The 19131-nt window shown below is 69.8% G+C and carries 21 protein-coding genes; 14 read left to right on the top strand and 7 right to left on the bottom strand.

From position 1 onward, the window contains the following. Positions 1 to 30: 30 nt before the first annotated feature. Together ACMGER_RS13975 and ACMGER_RS13980 are read right to left on the bottom strand one after the other, a co-directional pair. Positions 31 to 237: a hypothetical protein gene (locus tag ACMGER_RS13975; RefSeq protein WP_436812737.1), complete on the bottom strand. Its 207-nt coding sequence runs from the start codon at positions 235 to 237 to the stop codon at positions 31 to 33. A 245-nt stretch (positions 238 to 482) separates the two neighbouring features. After that, positions 483 to 1397 (bottom strand): hypothetical protein, encoded by a 915-nt coding sequence (locus ACMGER_RS13980; protein ID WP_436812738.1) that lies wholly within the window; start codon positions 1395 to 1397, stop codon positions 483 to 485. A 134-nt stretch (positions 1398 to 1531) separates the two neighbouring features. Here ACMGER_RS13980 and ACMGER_RS13985 point away from each other — a divergent pair, with 134 nt between their 5' ends. The 11 genes from ACMGER_RS13985 to rplL all read left to right on the top strand — a co-directional run bounded on the left by ACMGER_RS13985 (position 1532) and on the right by rplL (position 8525). Next, the gene (locus ACMGER_RS13985; RefSeq protein ID WP_436812739.1) at positions 1532 to 1855 is read left to right on the top strand and encodes an ArsR/SmtB family transcription factor; all 324 of its coding nucleotides are present in this window, start codon (positions 1532 to 1534) and stop codon (positions 1853 to 1855) included. Further along, entirely contained in the window at positions 1852 to 2283 is a 432-nt protein-coding gene (locus ACMGER_RS13990; protein ID WP_436812740.1) for an SRPBCC family protein, read from the top strand. Before ACMGER_RS13985 ends, ACMGER_RS13990 begins: the two co-directional genes overlap by 4 nt. 26 nt (positions 2284 to 2309) lie before the next feature. Next, positions 2310 to 2537 (top strand): hypothetical protein, encoded by a 228-nt coding sequence (locus tag ACMGER_RS13995; RefSeq protein ID WP_436812741.1) that lies wholly within the window; start codon positions 2310 to 2312, stop codon positions 2535 to 2537. 4 nt (positions 2538 to 2541) lie between these two features. Further along, positions 2542 to 2976, top strand: a complete 435-nt coding sequence (locus tag ACMGER_RS14000; RefSeq protein WP_436812742.1) for a DUF1801 domain-containing protein — start codon at positions 2542 to 2544, stop codon at positions 2974 to 2976. 14 nt (positions 2977 to 2990) lie between these two features. Beyond that, the gene (locus ACMGER_RS14005) at positions 2991 to 3401 is read left to right on the top strand and encodes a DUF1801 domain-containing protein (RefSeq protein ID WP_436812743.1); all 411 of its coding nucleotides are present in this window, start codon (positions 2991 to 2993) and stop codon (positions 3399 to 3401) included. A 252-nt stretch (positions 3402 to 3653) separates the two neighbouring features. Next, positions 3654 to 4085 (top strand): 50S ribosomal protein L11, encoded by a 432-nt coding sequence (gene rplK / locus ACMGER_RS14010; RefSeq protein ID WP_436812744.1) that lies wholly within the window; start codon positions 3654 to 3656, stop codon positions 4083 to 4085. Positions 4086 to 4089: 4 nt separating this feature from the next. Further along, on the top strand, positions 4090 to 4788 hold the full coding sequence (gene rplA / locus ACMGER_RS14015) for a 50S ribosomal protein L1 (protein ID WP_436812745.1): 699 nt from the start codon (positions 4090 to 4092) through the stop codon (positions 4786 to 4788). 226 nt (positions 4789 to 5014) lie between these two features. Then, a complete protein-coding gene (locus ACMGER_RS14020) occupies positions 5015 to 6568 on the top strand; it encodes a L,D-transpeptidase family protein (protein ID WP_436812746.1) in 1554 nt (517 codons plus the stop codon). 20 nt (positions 6569 to 6588) lie between these two features. Continuing rightward, positions 6589 to 6930 (top strand): hypothetical protein, encoded by a 342-nt coding sequence (locus tag ACMGER_RS14025; protein WP_436812747.1) that lies wholly within the window; start codon positions 6589 to 6591, stop codon positions 6928 to 6930. 541 nt (positions 6931 to 7471) lie between these two features. Next, a complete protein-coding gene (gene rplJ / locus ACMGER_RS14030; RefSeq protein WP_436812748.1) occupies positions 7472 to 7987 on the top strand; it encodes a 50S ribosomal protein L10 in 516 nt (171 codons plus the stop codon). 154 nt (positions 7988 to 8141) lie between these two features. Continuing rightward, on the top strand, positions 8142 to 8525 hold the full coding sequence (gene rplL, locus ACMGER_RS14035) for a 50S ribosomal protein L7/L12 (RefSeq protein WP_436812749.1): 384 nt from the start codon (positions 8142 to 8144) through the stop codon (positions 8523 to 8525). Between the two features lie 196 nt (positions 8526 to 8721). On the opposite strand, the gene ACMGER_RS14040 is transcribed toward rplL, so the two are convergent. Continuing rightward, positions 8722 to 9645: a LysR family transcriptional regulator gene (locus tag ACMGER_RS14040; RefSeq protein ID WP_436812750.1), complete on the bottom strand. Its 924-nt coding sequence runs from the start codon at positions 9643 to 9645 to the stop codon at positions 8722 to 8724. A 147-nt stretch (positions 9646 to 9792) separates the two neighbouring features. Between ACMGER_RS14040 and ACMGER_RS14045 the strand changes: the two genes are divergently transcribed. Further along, positions 9793 to 10782, top strand: a complete 990-nt coding sequence (locus tag ACMGER_RS14045; protein WP_436812751.1) for an aldo/keto reductase — start codon at positions 9793 to 9795, stop codon at positions 10780 to 10782. 1 nt (position 10783) lies between these two features. Here the strand turns inward: ACMGER_RS14045 and ACMGER_RS14050 are convergent, their stop codons facing one another. After that, positions 10784 to 11923, bottom strand: coding sequence for a hypothetical protein (locus ACMGER_RS14050; RefSeq protein WP_436812752.1), 1140 nt, complete (start codon positions 11921 to 11923; stop codon positions 10784 to 10786). 136 nt (positions 11924 to 12059) lie between these two features. On the opposite strand from ACMGER_RS14050, the gene ACMGER_RS14055 reads away from it, so the two are divergent. Further along, on the top strand, positions 12060 to 12704 hold the full coding sequence (locus ACMGER_RS14055; RefSeq protein ID WP_436812753.1) for a DUF4893 domain-containing protein: 645 nt from the start codon (positions 12060 to 12062) through the stop codon (positions 12702 to 12704). Positions 12705 to 12767: 63 nt separating this feature from the next. Then, a complete protein-coding gene (locus ACMGER_RS14060; protein ID WP_436812754.1) occupies positions 12768 to 13907 on the top strand; it encodes an alpha/beta fold hydrolase in 1140 nt (379 codons plus the stop codon). Positions 13908 to 14205: 298 nt separating this feature from the next. Here ACMGER_RS14060 and ACMGER_RS14065 read toward each other — a convergent pair whose 3' ends face one another. From ACMGER_RS14065 to ACMGER_RS14075, 3 genes are all read right to left on the bottom strand, one after another. Then, complete coding sequence (locus ACMGER_RS14065; protein WP_436812755.1) at positions 14206 to 15450, bottom strand: threonine synthase; 1245 nt, start codon at positions 15448 to 15450, stop codon at positions 14206 to 14208. Between the two features lie 45 nt (positions 15451 to 15495). Then, positions 15496 to 16650, bottom strand: a complete 1155-nt coding sequence (locus tag ACMGER_RS14070) for a helix-turn-helix transcriptional regulator (protein WP_436812756.1) — start codon at positions 16648 to 16650, stop codon at positions 15496 to 15498. 209 nt (positions 16651 to 16859) lie between these two features. Continuing rightward, positions 16860 to 18794, bottom strand: coding sequence for a CocE/NonD family hydrolase (locus ACMGER_RS14075; protein WP_436812757.1), 1935 nt, complete (start codon positions 18792 to 18794; stop codon positions 16860 to 16862). Positions 18795 to 19131: the final 337 nt, after the last annotated feature.

Consider the following 19131-nt stretch of genomic DNA (forward strand, 5'->3'; position numbering starts at 1 on the left):
TGGACGTCGTGAGGGAACTTGCCGCGCTTGCTAGGGCGTGCCGGTCACCTTCACGTTGGTGCGATTATCGGCCTTGTCGAGCGTGTAGTTGGTCACGACGCCGTTGTTGACGCCGCCGCCGCGCTCGACCTTCACCAGCCGTCCGCGCGCGTCGTAGGTGTAGGTCACCGTCTGCGCCGCCATCGCCCAGGTCGCCGCCGCCGCAGAGCCGATCGCCACCGCAAGAAGCAGCGGCACATGCTTTCCGGGCCTCCTCGTTTGGATCGACGTCGGACATTCCTCGTTAGGTGTCATTGCAACCCTCCTCATGCGTTCCATCATGCGAGCCGATAGAGACGGCGAATCGGAACAAAAAGCGAACTAGACATGAAAATCCTACGTGTATCCAACAATCGGCCGGGGAGCTCGACCGTCGCTCGGCTTCATGCTCGCTACGGGTCTAGCGAGCAGCCGGTCGAACCCAAGCGGCGAAGACGTCCCCGTCAATCAGCGCCGTCGTCCCCGTCCCAATCGGTGATCCGCCAGCCGCCGAACAGGGCGCGGCGGGGGGCGTGGGGCGGCTGGGCCGGATCGGCCTTGCTCCAGCCCGTCACCTGCTCGAGATCGGGGAGGACGGGCACCTCGCCGGGCCAGCCGCTCGGCACGCCGCGCGCGCGCCGGGCGGCTTCGGCGATGAGGAAGGCTTCGCGGTCCCGCGCCATCCGCGCCTCGTGCATCAGGGCAAGACGCATCGAATACGCATCGCCGGATTCGCCGCGCCGGCGCCGGGCCTCGGGCGGCACCTCGGCCAGCCGCGCCTCCTTCTGGTGGAGATAGAGCAGCTGGAGCGCCTGCTCGGGCGTCATGCGCGGCATGGCGGGGCGGTCGTTGTGGCGCCAGTCGTCATGCTCATGCGCCTCGATGGCGAAACCGGCGAGCAGCGCGGCCTCGACCTGCTCATAGCCCTCCTGGAGCGCCAGCCGCATCTCGCGCGCGAAGCCGGGATCGCGGCGGCGCAGATCGTAGAAGGCGGCATGGGAAAAGCCCGCCGCCGCCGCGGCGAGGCGGACGTTGGCGGTGACGCTGAGCGCGGCGAGGAAGGTCTGGCGCGCGGCGCGGGTGAGCGCTCCCTTCTGCGCGCGGCGGAGCTGGACCCGGCCCGAGGCGGTGCGGACCGGGCGCGGCTCCCCTTCCCCCTCCCCCGCATCGGCGACACGGCCGTGCAGCCGCGCATGGGCGACGGCGAGCGCGGCATCCCATTGCGCGGCGAAGGCGGGGTGCCTGGCGCGGCGCTTCGTCAGCATCGAGCGGTTGAGGCCGAGCTGCTCGGCGGCAGCGCGGGCATTGCCGGTGCGGCGCAGGACGCGCAGGAAGGCGCGGTTCTGCATCACCTGGTTGCGGTTGAGCGGTCTGGTCATATCCGAGGGGTCGCAGGAAAAATCCTACATTTCTAGGGGGGATCGGTATTCGATAATTCAGCCCCTCCTTGAATTGACAGACTCATAACCCGCAAGCTATGCGACAACTCATAGTCAACGAGTTATGGGTTTCGATGCCGCCTGCCCACGACATGCTGTTCCGGACGCTCGCCGATCCCACGCGGCGGGCGATCTTCGAGCGGCTGTGCCGGGAGGGGGAGCAGACGGTGGGAGCGCTGACGGCGCAGGCCGGGGTCTCGCAGCCGGCGGTGTCGAAGCATCTCGGCGTGCTCAGACAGGCCGGGCTGGTGCGCGCCCGGCAGGACGGCCGGCAGACGCACTACAGCGCACAGCGCGGTGCGCTGGCGCCGCTGGTCGACTGGACGAGCCGGATGACCGGGTTCTGGGAGCAGCGGTTCGACGACCTCGAGGACTTGCTGAAAAGGATGGATCAATGACCGAGACCATGGCCGGGACGCGCAGCGTCGTCGTCGAGCGCGACATCCCGCATCCGCCCGAGCGGATCTGGCGCGCGCTCACCCTGCCCCATCTGATCGAGGAATGGCTGATGAAGAACGACTTCGATCCCGTCGTCGGCCACCGGTTCAACCTGACCGGCGAGTGGGGCGGCGTGCTGGACTGCCAGGTGCTCGTCGTCGAGCCGGACCGCGAGCTGTCCTACAGCTGGACCTTCCGGCACGACGATCCGGCGTTCGCCCTGGAGAGCGTGGTGACCTTCACGCTCACGCCGACGGGCACGGGCACCCGGCTGCGCATGGAGCAGCAAGGCTTCCGGCCGGATCAGAAACAGGCCTATGGTGGCGCCAGGGCGGGGTGGCAGCAGTTCCTCGCCCGGCTGGAGCAGGTCGCGGCGCGTGCCGACTGAGAGGTTTTCCAGAGAGGGAGGCTCCGATGAACTGGAATTCGTGGATCCGGCAGGCGCATCGCTGGCTGTCGATCGTCTTCACCGTGACCGTGATCGCCAATTTCGTCGCGATGGCGCTGGGGGAGCCGCCGGCCTGGGTGGTCTATTCGCCGCTGCCGCCGCTGTTCCTGCTGCTGTTCAGCGGGCTGTACATGTTCGTGCTGCCCCATGCCCTCCGGTGGCGCGGCGCGCGGCGCGCGGGCAGCGGGGCGTAGCGCCGTGGCCAAGTCGTCCGATACACCGGGGAACGCCGCGGAGCCGAAGCTGCTGTCCGGCGGCAATCCCCAGATCGCCAAGGGCTATGGCGACGCGCCGGTGCAGGCCTATGTCGCGGCCATGCCCGGGTGGAAGCGCGAGATCGGGCGCCGCATCGACGCGGTGATCGAACGCACCGTCCCCGGCGTGCGCAAGGCGGTGAAGTGGAACTCGCCCTTCTACGGCGCCGATGAGGAGGGCTGGTTCCTCTCGTTCCACTGCTTCACCCGATACGTCAAGGTGACCTTCTTCCAGGGCGCGTCGCTGCACCCCGTGCCGCCGGGCAAATCCAAGTACGAGGCGGTACGCTATCTCGACATCCATGAGGGCGCGTTCGACGAGGCGCAGTTCGCCGACTGGGTGAAGCAGGCGAGCCGGTTGCCGGGCGAGCGGTTGTAGGAGAGGACGGGCGGATGACCGACGGACATGGGGAAAGGTCCCCCTCGGAGCTGATCGACGCGCGGATCGCGGCGCTGGGCGACTGGCGGGGCGAGACGCTCGCCCGGTTGCGCGCGGTCATCAGGGCGGCCGATCCGGACGTGGTCGAGGCGGTGAAATGGCGCAAGCCGTCGAACCCGATGGGGGTGCCGGTGTGGGAGCACGGCGGGATCATCTGCACCGGCGAGACCTACAGGGACAAGGTGAAGCTGACCTTTGCCCGCGGGGCGGCGCTGGAGGACCCGGCGAGGCTGTTCAACGCCAGCCTGGACGGCGGCACCCGGCGCGCGATCGATTTCCGGGAAGGCGATCCGATCGACGAGGCGGCGCTGGCGACGCTCGTCCGCGGCGCGGTCGCGCTGAACCTCTCCCGCGGGCGCGGCTGACCGGGCGGGCGTTCAGCAAATTAAGCCCCTCCCCTTCAGGGGAGGGGTCGGGGGTGGGGCAGTGCCATCTCATCGAGCCAGTGGTTTGCGGCAAGGCCCCACCCCAACCCCTCCCCTGAAGGGGAGGGGCTTGAAGAGGTTGCGCCTCTGCCCCTTCTCCGCTATGGGCGCGCGCTCCGTCACATCGATGGACCCCTGCGGGAGGGCGCCGCTGCGCCCGTTCGGACCGCTAAACTTGAAACAGAGTGAGTCATGGCAAAGAAGATCACAGGCTACATCAAGCTGCAGGTGCCCGCCGGCGCCGCCAATCCGTCGCCGCCGATCGGCCCGGCGCTGGGTCAGCGCGGCGTCAACATCATGGAATTCTGCAAGGCGTTCAACGCCGCGACCGGCGACCTCGAGAAGGGTGCGCCGACGCCGACGGTGATCACCGTCTATGCGGACCGTTCCTTCTCGTTCGAGACCAAGACCCCGCCGGCGAGCTACCTCATCAAGAAGGCGGCGAATTTGAAGTCGGGCTCGAAGGAGCCGGGCAAGGTCTCCGCGGGCAAGATCCAGCGCTCGAAGCTGGCCGAGATCGCGCAGATCAAGATGAAGGACCTGAACGCGAACGACATCGAGGCGGCGACCCGCATCATCGAAGGCTCGGCCCGCGCGATGGGCCTCGACGTGGTGGAGGGCTGATCCGATGACCAAGCTCAGCAAGAAGGCGAAGGCGCTGGCGGCTGCGGTCGACCGCGAGAAGCTCTACGGCGTCGATGAGGCGATCAACCTCGTCAAGACCCACGCGACCGCCAAGTTCGACGAGACCATCGAGGTGGCGCTCAACCTGGGCGTCGATCCGCGTCACGCCGACCAGATGGTGCGCGGCGTGGTGACGCTGCCCAAGGGCACCGGCAAGACCGTGCGCGTCGGGGTTTTCGCGCGCGGCGCGAAGGCCGATGAGGCCCGCGAGGCGGGGGCCGACGTGGTCGGCGCCGAGGACCTGATGGAGATCGTCCAGGGCGGCACCATCGACTTCGACCGCTGCATCGCGACCCCGGACATGATGGGCATCGTCGGCCGCCTGGGCAAGGTGCTCGGCCCCAAGGGGCTGATGCCCAACCCGAAGCTCGGCACCGTGACGATGGACGTCGCCAAGGCGGTCAAGGACGCCAAGGGCGGCCAGGTCGAATATCGCGTCGAGAAGGCCGGCATCATCCACTCCGGCATCGGCAAGGCGTCGTTCCCGGCCGAGGACCTGCGCGCGAACTTCGACGCGCTGGTCGACGCGGTGATCAAGGCCAAGCCGTCGGGCGCGAAGGGCAAGTACCTGAAGAAGGTCGCCGTCAGCTCGTCGATGGGCCCGGGCGTCAAGGTCGACACGGCGGAGGTCGCCGGCGCCTGAGGGGCGTATCCCATTTTTCCGCCGTCATCCCCGCGAAAGCGGGGATCCAGAGCCAAACAGGTTGTCGCGTGTGACCCTGGATCCCGGCTTTCGCCAGGATGACGAGCGGGTGGGGTACCAGCCAACATCCCATGCAAAGAAAGGGCCGGAAAGGATTTTCCGGCCTTTTTCTTTGAAGCCGCAGGCCAGAATGGGGTAAAGGCGGGCCATGCCGATCAGGAATGAAGTGAAGCCGACCTCTTTCGGACGCGCCCGCCTAGTAGTGGCGTGGTCCGCGCTGGCCGTCGCGATCGCCGCTCCCGCGTCCGCGCAGCAGGCGCCCAAGCCGCCGCAGCAGTTGCTCCCGCAACAGACGCCACAGCAAACGGGGCCAGTGCAGGCGCCGCCCGCCGCGACCACGGGCACGCCGCCGCAGAACACGCCGGTGCCGGTGCCGGTCGTACCGCCGCCGCCGGTGATCCCGCTGCCGACGCTGAGCGCGGAGCAGGCCGCGCAGCTCACGACGATGCTGCACGACGGGCGGATGGCGCAGGGGCTGCGCTATGTCGGCGACGAGCGGCCGATCCCGACCGAGAACGACGCGCTGGTGCGCGCGGCGCTCGACTATGCGCGGGCGGTGCACAGCGGGCGGCTCGATACCGCGGATTTCGAGGACGACTGGGGGCTGCGGCCCACCGCCTACGATCCCCTGCCCGCCTTTGCCGAGGCGGTGAAGACCGACAGCCTCGGCCGCTGGATCGCGCAGCTGCCGCCGCCCTATGCCGGCTATGACGGGCTGCAGAAGGGCCTGGAACGATACCGCGCGATCGCCGCGGCGGGCGGGTGGAAGGCGCTGCCGGCGGGGCCGGACCTCACCGTGGGCGCGACCGGCGCACGGGTGGCGGCGCTGCGCGAGCGGCTGGCGGTCGAGGACCCGGAGGTGGTCGGGACCGGCAGCAAGTTCGACGCCGAATTGAAGGACGCGGTGGTGCGGGCGCAGCGGCGCTACGGCCTCAAGCCCACCGGAATCGTCTCGACGCAGACGCTCGCCGCATTGAACGTGCCGGCCGAAGACCGCGTGCGGCAGATCATGGCGAACATGGAGCGCTGGCGCTGGCTGCCGCCGGAGCTGCCCAAGGACCGCATCCAGGTCAACATCGCCGCCGCGGTGCTGACCGTGTTCGAAGGCGACACGCCGATCATGTCGATGAAGGGCGTGACCGGGCGGCCTGGCGACGAGACGCCGATGCTGCAGTCGACGATCCACTCGATCGTGCTCAACCCGCCGTGGAACGTCCCCACCGGCATCGCCCAGCGGGAGCTGTTCCCGAAGGGTGCGGGATACCTCAAGGCCAACGGCTTCCGCGTGATCGGCGAGGGGCCGAACCGCCGGCTCCAGCAGCGAGCCGGTCCGCAGAGCGCACTGGGGCGCTACAAGTTCGACTTCGACAACCGCTATGCGGTGTACCTGCACGATACGCCGGTGCAGGCGAAGTTCGCGAGCTACGACCGGCTGGCCAGCCACGGCTGCGTGCGGCTCGAGCGGCCGGCGGAGCTGGCCCAGCTGCTGCTGAGGAGCGATCCCGCCTGGACGCCGGAGACGATCCAGGCCGCGGTCGACGCCGGCAAGACGCAGCGCGTGCAGCTCTCCCGCCAGGTCGCGGTCTATCTGCTCTACTGGACCGCCTTCGCCAGCGCCAACGGCACGATGAACTTCCGCGGCGATCCCTATGGCTGGGACAAGCTGCTCGCCGACAAGATCGAGAAACGCTCGGCCGCGCAGGCCGCGGTCGCCAACTGAGACCAACAGGAGAACCGGACTTGACCACCCGCCGCCTTGCCCTCGCCGCCGCCTCCGCGCTGGCGCTGACGCTCGCCGCCTGCTCCGGGTCGGAGCCCGAGCCTGTGCCGGCGAACGACGCGGCCGACACCGCGACCGAGGAGGTCGTCAACGAGGCGCCGCCGGTCGTGAACGAGGCCCCGGTGGCCGAACCGACCGCGAACGCGACCGCCGCGCCGGCCCCCGCGGTCCAGGACGACCGTACCGCCGACGAGCAGATGTACGACGACGCCGACGCCACCGGGATGACCGCCCGCGTCGACCGCAGCGGCGGCGAGACGGCGAACGAGAGCGCGCCGGCGGAGGTGACGGAGGAGAAGTGAGCGCTGCTAAGGTACTAAGAAGAAGGAAATTAACGGTTCACGCGAAGGCGCGAAGGCGCAAAGGTGTCTCGCCGGCGGCGCTCGTCTCGCGTCAGCGAGACCCTCATGCCTGCGGCTACCTAGCTTAAGGAGCCGCTGACGCGGCCGAGGCTACGGCAAGCGGCACATCTTCGCGCCTTCGCGCCTTCGCGCGAACAAATTTCTTCTTTTCTTCATGCTTAGCGCGAGCCAATCCCCTTCCCACGAGGGATAGGATTTGACTTTTGAGCGTACGCCGCTATTGGCGCCCGCTTGCCGGTTCGGGTTCGCCTGTGGCCGGCGCCGTCCGAGACAGCGGGTGGCCGGGTTCTGCCGGCCTTAATCTCCCGCCTAGACGGGGACAGAATTCTTCCGGGCGCCGGCTGCCGGCGCACCGGATCGGGCCGGGCATTGCCGCGGCCGAGATGATCCTGCCCCTCACGGACAAGTGCGCTCGACCCCACAGGGCCGGGCGAGTGGACCGGGCCGTGCCCCAGGCATGGCTCATTTTGAGGAGAATGGCATGGATCGTTCGCAAAAGGCCGAGTCCGTCGCCGAGCTGAACCGCACCTTCAACGAGGTCGGCGTGGTGGTCGTCACCCGCAACCTCGGGCTGACCGTCGCCCAGTCGACCCAGCTGCGTTCGAAGATGCGCGACGCCGGGGCGAGCTTCAGGGTCTCGAAGAACAAGCTTGCCAAGATCGCGCTCGAGGGCACCGATTACGCGGGTCTTTCCGACCTGCTGACCGGGCCGACCGCGCTCGCCACCTCCGTCGACCCGGTCGCCGCAGCCAAGGCGGCGGTCGACTTCGCGAAGACGAACGACAAGTTCGAAATCGTGGGCGGCGCGATGGGCAAGCAGGTGCTCGACGTGGAGGGCGTGAAGGCGCTCGCTTCGCTGCCGTCGCTGGACGAGCTGCGTGGCAAGATCGTGGGCCTGCTGGTGGCGCCCGCCACCAAGCTCGCGACTGTCACCCAGGCGCCCGCGGCCCAGCTGGCGCGCGTGTTCGGCGCTTACGGCAACAAGGAAGCGGCGTAACGATCGAGGAACGGCACCGGCCCGCTCCCCCACCCGGCCACCCATCTAGGGTACGCTGTCTGGGTGGCCGGGTGGGGGAGCGGGCCGGCACCGCGACAAACGATACACCGCTGGCAATCTACCGACTTTAACCTGATCCGATTGGAGTATTGAAATGGCTGATCTGAACGCGCTGGTTGACCAGCTTTCCGAACTGACCGTCCTCGAGGCCGCCGAGCTCTCGAAGCTGCTCGAAGAGAAGTGGGGCGTTTCGGCCGCCGCTGCGGTCGCCGTTGCCGGCCCGGCCGCCGGTGGCGCCGGTGGCGCCGCCCCGGCCGCCGAGGAGAAGACCGAGTTCGACGTGATCCTGACCGGCGACGGCGGCAAGAAGATCAACGTCATCAAGGAGGTCCGCGCGATCACCGGCCTTGGCCTCACCGAGGCGAAGACGCTGGTCGAGTCGGCCCCGAAGGCCGTCAAGGAAGGCGTCAACAAGGACGAGGCCGAGAAGATCAAGAAGCAGCTCGAGGAAGCCGGCGCGAGCGTCGAGCTCAAGTAAGCTTCGCTGCTTGGTTGACATGGAAGGGCGGTCCCGGTCGGGGCCGCCCTTTCTTTTTGGCAGACATCATCCCGGCGAAAGCCGGGACCTCCGCAGGCGTCCGGATGCCCGCTTCGCGAGCAGCTTCCGTCCGGGCGGCGGGGTCGCGTGCACGGCCGAGCAGCAGTCGGTGGTGTTCCGGCTTCCATAGGCGGCTTCAGGGCGGGGACGGCGAACCTGCGTCGCCCTCCCTCACCTCGCGCAGATAATCGACGAAGGCGCGCAGCGGCGCCGGCATGAGGCGCCGGCTCGGATAATAGAGGAACGGACCGGAGAAGCTCTGCCACCAGTCCGGCAGCACCGGCGCCAGGCGGCCGGCGGCGAGCGCGTCTGCGACGAACGCCTCGAAGGTGCTGAGGATGCCGAGGCCTGCCTCGACCAGGGTGAGCTCCAGCTCGAGGACGTTGGTGGCGACCACGCTGACGGGGTCGACGCGGACCAGCTTGCCGTTCCGTTCGAACTCCCACGCCGGGTGGGTGCCGTGGACGAAGCGGTGGCGGATGCAGCGGTGGGCGAGCAGGTCGCGCGGGTGCGCCGGCGTGCCGCGCCGGGCGAGATAGGCGGGCGCGGCGACGGTGGCGAAGCGCTGGATGCGCGGGCCGATCGGGACGGCGATCATGTCCTGCTCCAGCCGCTCGTCGTAGCGCACGCCGGCGTCGAAGCCGGCGGCGAGCACGTCGACGAAGGCGTCCTCCGCCTGCACCTCCACCGCGATGCCGGGATGGGCGGCGAGGAAGCCGGCGAGGATCGGCGGCAGGACGACGCGGGCGACGATGGTCGGCACGTTGAGCCTGAGCGTACCGGTCGGGCTGTCGCGGAAGGCGTTGACCGCATCGAGCGCCGCCCTGACCTCGCCCAACGCCGGCGCCAGCCGGTCGAGCAGCCGCTGCCCTGCCTCGGTCGGTGTGACGCTGCGCGTGGTGCGGTTGAACAGGCGCACGCCCAGCCGCTCCTCGGCACGGCGCACCGCCTGGCTGAGGCTGGATGGCGAAACCCCCTGCATCGCCGCCGCGCCGCGGAAGCCGCGGTAGCGCGCGACGGCAACCACGGCGCCCAGGTCGGCAAGATCGAGCTCAGCCATCGTGCATTCCGGCATTGTGCATTCCGGCATTGTGCATTCCGGCATTGTGCATTTTGACGCACAGCATGTGCAGATCATGCCCGATTATCGAACGCGGTGCCAGAGCGCATATGGGCGCCGTCCCCTCTCCAGTGAAGGATAACGACGATGGAACAGCATCAACTCGGCACGACCGGCCCCATGGTTTCGGCGTTCGGACTCGGCTGCATGGGCATGTCCGGCATGTACGGCGAGTCCGACCGCGGCGAGAGCATCGCGACGATCCACGCCGCGCTCGACGCCGGCATCAACCTGCTCGACACCGGCGACTTCTATGGCATGGGTCACAACGAGATGCTGATCGGCGAGGCGCTGAAGGGCGTGCCGCGCGACCGCTATCTGCTCAGCGTCAAGTTCGGCGCGCAACGCGATCCGGCCGGCGCCTGGATCGGATTCGACGCGAGCCCGGCGGCGCTCAAGACCGCGCTCGCCTATTCGCTGCAGCGGCTCGGCGTCGACCATATCGACATCTACCGGCCGGCGCGGCTCGATCCCAGGGTGCCGATCGAGGAGACGATCGGGGTGATCGCCGAGATGGTGCAGGCGGGATACGTCCGCCACATCGGCCTGTCCGAGGTTGGCGTGGAGACGATCCGCCGCGCGGCGGCGGTGCATCCGATCGTCGATCTGCAGATCGAATATTCGCTGGTCTCACGCGGGCCGGAGGATAGGATCCTGCCGGCGCTGCGCGAGCTCGGCATCGGCACGACCGCCTACGGCGTGCTCTCGCGCGGGCTGATCGGCGGGCATTGGCAGGGCAGCGCCGGCGAGGGTGACTATCGCGCGATGAGCCCGCGCTTCCAGGGCGAGAACCTCGACCGCAACCTGGCGCTGGTCGAGGCGCTGCGCGGCGTGGCGGAGGCGCGCGGGATCAGCGTCGCGCAGGCGGCGATCGCCTGGGTGGCGGCGCAGGGACAGGATATCGTGCCGCTGATCGGCGCGCGCCGGCGCGACCGGCTCAGCGAGGCGCTGGGCGCGCTCGACGTGACGCTCTCCCGGAAGGACCTCGATGCGATCGAGGCCGCCGTCCCGCGCGACGCGGCGGCGGGGGATCGCTATCCGGCCGCGCAGATGGCCGCGCTCGACAGCGAGCGGTGAGTCAGGCGGCGCGCGGCCTGGCGGGTGCCGGGTCGAAGCGCCGCGCGCTGACGGGGGCATAGCGGCGCGGGCCGCGGTCGAGCCAGATCGGGCCGAGCTTGGCCACCGCGGCGTCGCCGGTGCCGATCATGAAGGCATCGCCCTGGCCGCGGATGCTGAGCCCGCCGCGCCAGCGCAGGTGCACCAGCACCACCGGCACCACCATCGGCCGGCCGCCGACTTTGGCGACGTGCATCGCCTCGATCGGCAGGGTGAGGCTGCCGCGGGCGCGGTGCGTCTCGCCGGGGGCGAGCGACAGCGGCTCGCCGGCCGGCATGGCGCCGGCGCTGGCACCGAACGCGGCGATGCGGGCCTCGAGGTCGGGTCCGGCGGTGACCATGCCGAGCGCGATGCGGATGCCGTCCGCGGCCTGGGCGCCGGTGTTGGTGACGGCAAGCTCGAACTCGAGCGCCGCCGCGCCGTTGCCGATGCTGACGCCGGCGGGCAGCACCTCGGCGGTGAGCGGCCGGGCGACGGCCGGCAGAGCGGCTGGCGTTGGCGGCGGCGCAGGCGGGCGCGACGGCAGCGGCGGCGTCGCAGCGAGCGGCGGCGTCGGCGCGACCACCGGTGCAGGTGCCGCCGCCGCCTCCAGCATCTCCGGCCGACGGCGGCGCCACCACCATAACGCGGCGCCGCCCGCGAGCAGCGCCAGCGCGCCGCCTGCCAGCCATGGCCACGGCGGCGCTGCCGATACAGGCGCGGCGGGCGCAGTCTCGAGGGGAGGCGCGACCGGCGCAGGTGACGGTGATGCGGTGACGGCGGGCACGGCGCCCGCGCTTGGCGTGGGCGTCGGGATCGGCGTGGGCGCGGCGGCAGTCGGCTGCAAGCGCGGCGGTGCCGGGGTAGCGCGAGGCGTCGGCCGCGGCGTGGCGCGCACGGTCGGCACCACCGGCGGAGGCGCGGCGATCGGAGCCGGCGTGGGAGTCGGCGACGACGCAGGACTGGGGGTCGGGGCTGAGGCCTGCGTGTTGGACGGCGGCAGGCTGTAGCGCTCGACGCCGGGAACGGTGATGATCATCGGCGACTGGCTGTTCTGCGCCATCGCGGCGGGCGCGGCGAGGCCGCCCGCGACGCCGGCAGCGAAGATGGCGAGGCCCCTCATCCCCTCGCGCCTAGCGCGCGGCGCCTGAACCGCGGCTGCACGGGGCTTTCGCGGCGATGCGGGCGGCGATGTTAACCAATTCTTTACCATTTGGATTCATTCTTCGTTTACTCCCGCTAACGCGAGATGACATCCCATGCGAGCCCTTGGGCCCCTGTTCGTGCTGCTTTGCGCGCTCAGTGCGTGCGCCTCGTCGACGACCCGTTCGCGGGCGATCGTCGCGATCGATCCTGCGCCGGCCACGCCCGGCTGGCGCGACACCGCCGACCCGGCCGATGCCGCCGCGCTCGATTCGCTGCCGGCGCTGTGGAGCGAGGCGCTGACCGCGCCCGCCAAGCGCGGCCAGCGCGCCGCGGCGATGGGCGATGCGGCGCTGCTCGACCCCAAGGCGGCGCTCGACCACCCTGCCCTGCCGCCCGGGTCCTATACGTGCCGCGTGGTCCGCGTCGAGCGCGGGCGGACGCGCGGCTTTCCGCCGCAGTTCTGCTTCGTCGGCGGCGAGGCGGACGGGCGTTTGAGCTTCAACAAGCAGACCGGCAGCGACCTGCCCAACGGCTGGCTCTATGCCGACGAGAACGACCGCTACGTCTTCCTCGGCGCGCAGCAGCGCAAGCCGGGGGACAATTCGATCGCCTATGGTACCGACCGCTCGCGCGACGTCGCCGGCGTGGTCGAGCGGGTCGGCTCCTTCCGCTGGCGGCTGGTGGTGCCGCGCAGCAAGCCCAAGGCGCTGTGGATCTACGAGCTGACGCCGGTGCCGGCCGAGCGGCAGCCGGGATGACGACGGACCGGTTCCGGGGCCGTAATATTCCGTTGCGCGCCGCGACGTGGTAGAAATGCCGCCATGCGTCGCCTGCGAGGAATCCTGGGGAGCATCCTGGCAACGGCCCTTCCGGCGGTGCCCGGCGCCGCTATCGCCCAGCGCGCCGGAACGCTGATCGCGGCCCAGCCCGTCAACGATGCCCCCGCGGGGATGCGGGCATGGCGGGTGCAATATTGGACGATGAACGAGCGGAGCCGGCCGATCCGCGTGACCGGCATGGTGATCGCGCCGGATAGGCGCGCTGCCGGCGCGCCTCGCCCGGTGATCGCCTGGACGCACGGGACGTCGGGCGTGGCGCAGCGCTGCGCGCCGTCCCGGAACGGCAGCAACTTCACCGTCATCCCGTCGCTCGGCGAGGTGATCGGGCGCGGCTATACCGTCGTGGCACCGGACTATCCCGGCCTCGGCTCCGACATGATGCATCCCTATCTGGTCGGGGTCGATACCGGCCGCTCGGTGCTCGACGCCGTGAGAGCCGCCCAAGGCATCCGGGGTGCGGCCGCCGGCACGCGCTTCGCCGTCTGGGGTGAATCGCAGGGCGGCCATGCGGCGCTGTGGACCGGGCAGCTGGCGCGCAGCTATTCGCCCGAGCTCGACCTGGTCGGCGTCGCCGCGATCGTGCCGCCGACCGATCTCGCCCGCAACTTCAAGGAGGGCAGCGATCTGCGCGTGCGGGCGATGCTGACGGCCTTCACCGCAACAAGCTGGTCGCGGCTGTACGGCGCGCCGATGTCGACGTTCGGCCGCAAGTCGACGCAGAACGTGATGACGCGGCTCGCCGACAATAATTGCGTCGAGCCGAACACCAAGCCGCGGCTGGGCACGATCGTCGGCATCGCCGTGGCCCAGCGGGCGATCCGCAATCTCGACCTCAGCCGCGAGGAGCCCTGGGGACGGCTGATGCGCGCCAACAGCCCCTCGCCCGATGCCGTGCCGGTGCCGCTGCTGATCGCGGAGGGAAGCGCCGACGTCGTCGTCGCGCCGGCGGTGACGCGCGACTTCGCCCGCCGCGCCTGCGCACGCGGGAAGACGGTGCGCTACATCTCCGTGCCCGGCGGCGAGCACGCGACCGTGGCACGCACCGAGGCGCGGGCGACGCTCGACTGGATCGATGCGCGGTTCGCGGGGCGAAGGGCTCCGAGCGATTGCCGGCGGCTGTAGGGTCGATCGGCATTCAACGCCTAGGACCGATCGACATTTGAGGAGATGGCGGACATCCCGCCCCTCCTCAGGGTCACCCCGGACTTGTTCCGGGGTCCACTGAGCCTCGCGGGCTGCGCTCAAATCTCTTGTCCAGTCCTTGCCTCCCGGTGGCCCCCGGCACAAGGCCGGGGTGACGGCTGGAAATCTGGCTAGGAAAGGACCTGCAACCTCAAATGTCGATCCGCCCTAGCCCTTTCCCTTCGGGGGAAGGGCTAGGGCGGAATGTCGTCCGGCCCAGTGCGGATAAGGCTCCGGCCTACAAGCTCGCCAGATCGATCTCGCCGTGCCGGTCGAGCGTGCGCGACTTGTCCGGCATCGGATATTTGAGGCCGGTCGCGCAGTTGAACAGCACGACGCGCTCGTCACTGCCGACGAGCCCTTCCGCCAGCGCGCGGTCGTAGGCGGCGAGCGTCGCGCCGCCTTCCGGACAGAGCAACAGGCCGTCGCCGGCGGCCTCGTCGACCGCCGCCAGGATCGCCTCGTCCGACACCGCCAGCGCAGCGCCGCCCGAGGCGCGGACCGCATCGAGGATCAGGAAGTCGCCGACCGCGCGCGGCACGCGGATGCCGGCGGCGACGGTATGGGCATTCTCCCAGCGCTCGGCATGGCGCTCGCCGGCCTCGAACGCCTTGACCATCGGCGCGCAGCCCTCCGCCTGGACCGCGTACATGCGCGGGCGCCTGGGGCCGATGAAGCCGATCGCCTCCAGCTCGTCGAACGCCTTCCACATGCCGATCAGGCCGGTGCCGCCGCCGGTCGGGTAGAAGATCGCGTCGGGCAGTTCCCAGCCGAGCTGCTCGGCGAGCTCGAGGCCCATCGTCTTCTTGCCCTCGATCCGGTAGGGCTCCTTGAGCGTCGAGAGATCGAACCAGCCGTTGGCCTTGGCCCCCGCCCCCACGATCGCTCCGCAATCGTCGATCAGGCCGTTGACGCGATAGACGCGCGCACCCTGCGCGGCGATCTCGCGCACGTTGATCTCGGGCGTGTCGTCCGGGCAGAAGATCACCGCCTCGATCCCCGCGCGCGCGGCATAGGCGGCCGCGGCGGCGCCGGCGTTGCCGTTGGTCGGCATCGCGATGGTGGTAACGCCGAGCGCCTTGGCCATCGAGATCGCCATCACCAGCCCGCGCGCCTTGAACGAGCCGGTGGGGAGCCGGCCCTCGTCCTTGACGATCGGGGCGCGCGCTCCCCGTTTCGCGCCGACGCCGTCGAGGGTGACGAGCGGCGTGGCGTTCTCGCCCAGGCTGACGATGTTCGCCGCCGAACGCACCGGCAGCAGCTCGCGGTAGCGCCACAGGTCGGCGGGGCGGGCGGCCAGCGCCTCCCGGGTCATCGCCGCCTTCACGCCGTCGAGGTCGTAGCGCACGAGCAGCGGCCGGCCGGCGCGGGACAGGCCATGGAGCAGGTCCGCCTCGTAGCGCTCGCCGGTCATCGAGCATTCGAGATGGGTGACGAAGCTGGGGAGCTCGGCGGTGAGGTTGGCGAAGGGGTCGGGACACATGGCGCGGCGCATCGGCCTTCGCGCGGACGCCGTCAATGGCCGCGATCAGCTCCGCACCGGCAGGGCGAAGGATGCGGCGAGCGCGACGAGATCGGCCTGGCGATGGACGTTCATCTTGTCGAACAGGCGTACGAGGTGCGTCTTGACCGTGCTGACGCCGATGTCGAGCGCCTCGGCGGTTTCCGCCACCGTGCGCCCCGACACGATCTTTTCGAAGACGCGCCGTTCGGCGGCGGTCAGGTCGAACAGCGCGGCGATGATCTCGGCGGGCGGCGACGCCGGCGCCTGGAGCGGCGAGACGAAGATCGCGGCGACCGCGGCCGGGGCGATGCCCGGGCGCAGCCGCCCGTGGCGGAGCGGCAGCACATGGAGCGCGCGGGGCTCGTCGCGCAGGCCGCGGATCGGTATGCCGAGCCCCATGCGGCCGAGCGCGCTTTCGTCGTCGGCCGCCTGCCTGACCGCGACCGCAAGCGCGGCGGCGACGCCCTTAGCGCGCGCGGTCACCAGATTGCCCCTCAATTGCAGCAGGTCGTCGCGCGCGAACATCTCTTCAGCGGCGCGATTGGCATGAATCCTCTGCAGGTCGGCGCCGACGAGCACCACCGGCGTCGCCAATGTGTCGAGCACCGCCTGGAAGGTCATCGTGGCGACGGACTTGATGTCGAGCAGCCGGCTGATCGCCGCGGCGCGCTGGAGATGCGGGATGAGCAGGCGCACGACCTCGATCTCGCGCTCGCCGACCAGCCCGGCGCTCTCGTGGCGGTTGAAGCCGATCACGCCGATCGACCGCTCGTCGCGGACGAGGCCGACCGAGATCGAATCGATGAACCCCTGCGGCCGGTTGAACTCGATATGGAAGCGGTCGGTGGTGTCGGGGGCGATCGCCGCCGGATTGACGTGGGAGAGCACCGCGGGCTCGTCGAGCGGCAGGCTCTGGATGACCTCGGCGCCGCCCCATTGCTCGACAAGCTCGGGGCCGAAGAAAGATACCCGCTCCAGCCAGGGCTCCTCGAAGCCGGTGGTCGCGGCGAGCAGCGGATCGCCATCGGGGAGTGCGATCAGGCTGATCGCGCCGGTGCGCAGGTCGAGCTCGCGGCAGATCATGTCCATCGTCGCCGGCCACAGCGCCGGGTCGAGCGCGCAATCGTAGATCGCGCCGATGATGTCGGAGAGCATTTCCAGCGAAATCGATTCGCGCACGCCCGCCCCCGTTAAGCAACGCCACCGACGGCGCGGGAAATACTTGAAAAAGGGATGTGCGCCAAGCGGGCTCTCCACCGTCCGGTGGACGCGCAGCTCCGAGCAGAGTCCGGTTGTCATCCCGGCGAAAGGCGGGATCCATAGCCAAACGGGTCATCCCTTGTGACCCTGGATCCCGGCTTTCGCCGGGATGACGGCACGAACGAGGCTCAGTCTGCCGCCTTCACCGCCGACTGGTCGACCGGCACCACCGGAAGCAATACGCGGCTCGGCGTCGCGCCGCCGCGCATGATGGTGACGGTGGCCTTCTGATAGTCGTCCTTCTTCGCGTAGAAGATGTTGGGGACGTACTTCTGCGGGTTGCGGTCGTAGACCGGGAACAGGCTCGACTGGACCTGGATCATGATGCGGTGGCCGGGCTGGAAGACGTGGTTCACCGTCGGCAGGCGGAACTTGTATTCCTGCACCTTGCCCGCCGGGATCGGCCTGGGATTGGCGGGGTCGTCGCGGTAGCGGCCGCGGAAGATGTCCATCGCGATCGGCCACTGATATCCGCCCATCTTGGGATCGGTGGCATATTCGGACGGGTAGACGTCGATCACCTTGACCACGAAGTCGCCGTCGGTGCCGGTGGTCTTGGCGAAGATGTCCGCGATCGGCGCGCCGGAGACGCGGACCGGCGCCTTCAGCACCTCGGTTTGGTAGGTCATCACGTCGGGCCGGCCGTCGACGAAGCGCTGGTCGGTGACGAGATAATCGCCCCAGCGGCCGTCGCGGAAGTTCACCGGGCGCGGCAGGTGCGGCACCGGCTTGGCGGGATCGGAGACGTAGCTGTCGCCGCCGGCCGCCCCCGCGTCGAAGCCCAAGCCGCCGTCGGCCCGGAGGTAGATCGGCTTGAGCGGCGACGGGCAGCCCTCCTGGCAGGCGAGCGGCCAGTCCTTGAACCTGTCCCAATGGTTCTCGCCGGTGTTGTAGATCGCCACCGTCGGCAGGTTCGCGGGCGGGCCGTCCTTCAGATACTGGTTGAAGAAGGGCAGCACCATGTCCTCGCGGAACTGGGCGGCGGTGTCGCCGTTCCACTGGAACGGGCCGAGCTCGCGTCCCTCGCGGTTGATCTGGCTGTGGCGCCACGGGCCCATCACCAGATAGTTGTTGCCGACCTTGCCGGCCTTCTTGAGCGCCTCCCAGCTGTGGATCGCGCCCCACATGTCCTCATGGTCCCACAGGCCCTGCTCCCAGAGCGTCGGCACGTTCGAGGGGTTGGCGGCGACCAGCTTGTCGAGCGCCTGGCCCTGCCAGAAGGCGTCATAGGCGGGATGCTCCGACATGCGCTTCCAGAAGGGGAGCTGGTCGTAGCCGGACTTCTTCGCCCAGTCGCCGGCCGAGCCGGTGCGGAAATTGTCATAGTCGTCCCAGCCGCCGGTGGGGGGCGCCTTGCCCGCGCCCTTGAAGCCGGTCTGCGCGCCGATCCAGGCGATGTTGGCGAGGCGGAAGGCGCCGTAGTGGAACCAGTCGTCGCCCATCCAGCCGTCGACCATCGGGCTCTCCGGCGCCGCGACCTTGAGCGCGGGGTGGGGGTTGAGGAGCGCCATCACCACGGTGAAGCCCTCGTAGGACGAGCCGATCATGCCGACGCGGCCGTTCGATTCGGGCAGGTTGGCCTTGTTCACCAGCCAGTCGATCGTGTCATAGGCGTCGGTGGTGTGGTCGACCCTGGTCGGGTTGAGCGGGCCGATCGGCGGGCGGGTCACAACATAGTCGCCCTCGGAGCCGTATTTGCCGCGGATGTCCTGGTAGACGCGGATATAGCCGTTGTGCACGAAGATCTCGTCGGCGAGCGGCAGCGTCGACAGCATCGACGGGCTGTCGTCGGTGCGCGCCGCGCGGCCCTTGGCGTTGTAGGGGGTGCGGGTGAGGACGATCGGCGCGTTGGTCGCGCCCTTGGGCACGACGATGACCGTGTAGAGCCTGGTCCCGTCGCGCATCGGGATCATCACCTCGCGCTTGTCGTAATCCTGTTCGGGCGACGCCGGCACCGCGAACCTGGGCGGGATGTCGCCGCCGGCCGGGGCGGTCTGCTGCTGAGCAGCGAGCGGGGTGAGCGCGACCAGCGCGGTCGCGGCCAACAGGAGCGGCTTGATCATCGGAAGAACCCTCGGGATGTAATAATGATACACGACCATTGCGCCGCGGTTCGGCGAAGATCAATGGTCGGAAGGTTCGGCGCCTCATGCTGCCGCGCTGCCCGTCCCCCAACCGTCACTCCGGACTTGGTCCGGGGTCCACCGGGAGGCGCGGGCTGAAGCAAGAGGCTCAAAGTCATCCGCCGAGGTTGGGTGGACCCCGGCCCAAGGCCGGGGTGACGGCTGGGGGATAGGCGCGCTCCGCCCTCCGGGGTCAGATGACGGACGTGAAGCAAATTTGCCGCTCAACGCATTTGACACCGCCCTGCCCCGCACCTATATGCCGCCCTTCACCACA

The sequence above is a fragment of the Sphingomonas astragali genome (assembly GCF_051400615.1).
Lineage (GTDB): Bacteria > Pseudomonadota > Alphaproteobacteria > Sphingomonadales > Sphingomonadaceae > Sphingomonas.

Excerpts from the sequence above, each read along its gene's own strand:
- ACMGER_RS13980 (WP_436812738.1), bottom strand. The coding sequence starts at position 1,397 with ATGACCAGACCGCTCAACCGCAACCAGGTGATGCAGAACCGCGCCTTC.
- ACMGER_RS13985 (WP_436812739.1), top strand. The coding sequence starts at position 1,532 with ATGCCGCCTGCCCACGACATGCTGTTCCGGACGCTCGCCGATCCCACG.
- ACMGER_RS13990 (WP_436812740.1), top strand. The coding sequence starts at position 1,852 with ATGACCGAGACCATGGCCGGGACGCGCAGCGTCGTCGTCGAGCGCGAC.
- ACMGER_RS13995 (WP_436812741.1), top strand. The coding sequence starts at position 2,310 with ATGAACTGGAATTCGTGGATCCGGCAGGCGCATCGCTGGCTGTCGATC.
- ACMGER_RS14005 (WP_436812743.1), top strand. The coding sequence starts at position 2,991 with ATGACCGACGGACATGGGGAAAGGTCCCCCTCGGAGCTGATCGACGCG.
- rplK (WP_436812744.1), top strand. The coding sequence starts at position 3,654 with ATGGCAAAGAAGATCACAGGCTACATCAAGCTGCAGGTGCCCGCCGGC.
- rplA (WP_436812745.1), top strand. The coding sequence starts at position 4,090 with ATGACCAAGCTCAGCAAGAAGGCGAAGGCGCTGGCGGCTGCGGTCGAC.
- rplJ (WP_436812748.1), top strand. The coding sequence starts at position 7,472 with ATGGATCGTTCGCAAAAGGCCGAGTCCGTCGCCGAGCTGAACCGCACC.
- rplL (WP_436812749.1), top strand. The coding sequence starts at position 8,142 with ATGGCTGATCTGAACGCGCTGGTTGACCAGCTTTCCGAACTGACCGTC.
- ACMGER_RS14040 (WP_436812750.1), bottom strand. The coding sequence starts at position 9,645 with ATGGCTGAGCTCGATCTTGCCGACCTGGGCGCCGTGGTTGCCGTCGCG.
- ACMGER_RS14045 (WP_436812751.1), top strand. The coding sequence starts at position 9,793 with ATGGAACAGCATCAACTCGGCACGACCGGCCCCATGGTTTCGGCGTTC.
- ACMGER_RS14050 (WP_436812752.1), bottom strand. The coding sequence starts at position 11,923 with ATGAGGGGCCTCGCCATCTTCGCTGCCGGCGTCGCGGGCGGCCTCGCC.
- ACMGER_RS14055 (WP_436812753.1), top strand. The coding sequence starts at position 12,060 with ATGCGAGCCCTTGGGCCCCTGTTCGTGCTGCTTTGCGCGCTCAGTGCG.
- ACMGER_RS14060 (WP_436812754.1), top strand. The coding sequence starts at position 12,768 with ATGCGTCGCCTGCGAGGAATCCTGGGGAGCATCCTGGCAACGGCCCTT.
- ACMGER_RS14065 (WP_436812755.1), bottom strand. The coding sequence starts at position 15,450 with ATGTGTCCCGACCCCTTCGCCAACCTCACCGCCGAGCTCCCCAGCTTC.
- ACMGER_RS14075 (WP_436812757.1), bottom strand. The coding sequence starts at position 18,794 with ATGATCAAGCCGCTCCTGTTGGCCGCGACCGCGCTGGTCGCGCTCACC.